Here is a 1,063-nt window from a genome sequence, read left to right as displayed (position 1 = left end):
AGCCCGAAGATGATGGCAAGGCCAAGGCTCAGCATGGCGTAGAACGAGCCATTGATGAGGCCGACCAGCAACTGCCCGAGAAGCGCCTGCAAAGGGATTCCAAAAATCATTGTCATGTCAGACTCCCAGCGCTTCGTTCAGGGCCGCCATGCGGTCGGGCAGCTCGGCGGTCGGGAAGTTTTCCGTCACCACGCCATGATCCATGAGATAGAAGCGGTCTGCGACCTTGGCGGCAAAGCGGAAGTTCTGCTCGACCAAAAGGATGGTCATGCCGCGCTTCTTCAGTTCCACCAGCACATCGCCGATGCGCTGCACGATGACAGGCGCCAGACCTTCCGTCGGCTCGTCCAGCAGCAGCACCTTCACGCCGGTGCGCAGGATGCGCGCAATAGCCAGCATCTGCTGCTCGCCGCCCGACAGTTTGGTGCCCGGGCTGTTGCGCCGTTCATGCAGGTTCGGGAACAGCGCATAGATCTCATCGAGCGACATCAGGCTCTGCTCGCCTTTGGCGACGACCGGCGGCAGCAACAGGTTCTCATGCACGCTTAAGGTGGCGAAGATGCCGCGCTCTTCCGGCACGAAGCCAAGCCCCGCATGGGCAATGCGATGCAAGGGCACGCGCATGATGTCCCGGCCGTCCAGCGTGATCGTGCCGGTGCGCTTGCGGATGATGCCCATGATGGCGCGCAAGGTTGTGGTCTTGCCGACGCCGTTGCGGCCCAGAAGCGTGATGGTTTCGCCCGGCCAGATGTCGAGATCGACGCCATGCAGGGCATGGCTTTCGCCATACCAGGCATTCAGTCCGCGCACGGACAGGAGCGGTTGGCCTTTATTCATGTTCGGTTCCCATATAGGCGGTGCGCACGCGCTCGTCCTTCGAGACGTCGGCATAGCTGCCGGAGGCGAGGATCTCGCCGCGTTGCAGCACCGTGACATGGTGGGCGATATCGGCCACCACCTTGAGATTGTGTTCCACCATCAAAACGGCGCGATCCTTCGCGACATCGGCAATGAGGGCGGCGATGGTGTGAACGTCTTCATGGCCCATGCCGGCCATCGGCTC

General features: G+C 61.9%; 1 protein-coding gene and 2 pseudogenes. All 3 read right to left on the bottom strand.

The annotated features are described in order from the left end of the window. A pseudogene (locus JAU75_RS23840) lies at nucleotides 1-116 on the bottom strand (branched-chain amino acid ABC transporter permease); the annotation flags it as partial. A 1-nt stretch (nucleotide 117) separates the two neighbouring features. Beyond that, nucleotides 118-837 carry an ABC transporter ATP-binding protein gene (locus JAU75_RS23835; RefSeq protein WP_078341354.1) on the bottom strand — a complete coding sequence of 240 codons (720 nt, stop codon included), beginning with the start codon at nucleotides 835-837 and terminating at the stop codon, nucleotides 118-120. After that, nucleotides 830-1,063: pseudogene (locus tag JAU75_RS23830) on the bottom strand (ABC transporter ATP-binding protein); the annotation flags it as partial. The pseudogene JAU75_RS23830 and the gene JAU75_RS23835, both read right to left, overlap by 8 nt.

Source organism: Ochrobactrum sp. Q0168 (assembly GCF_016427605.1).
Taxonomy (GTDB): domain Bacteria; phylum Pseudomonadota; class Alphaproteobacteria; order Rhizobiales; family Rhizobiaceae; genus Brucella.
The sequence above is the reverse complement of the archived record's forward strand: the minus strand, read 5'-3'. Positions and strand labels throughout refer to the sequence as shown.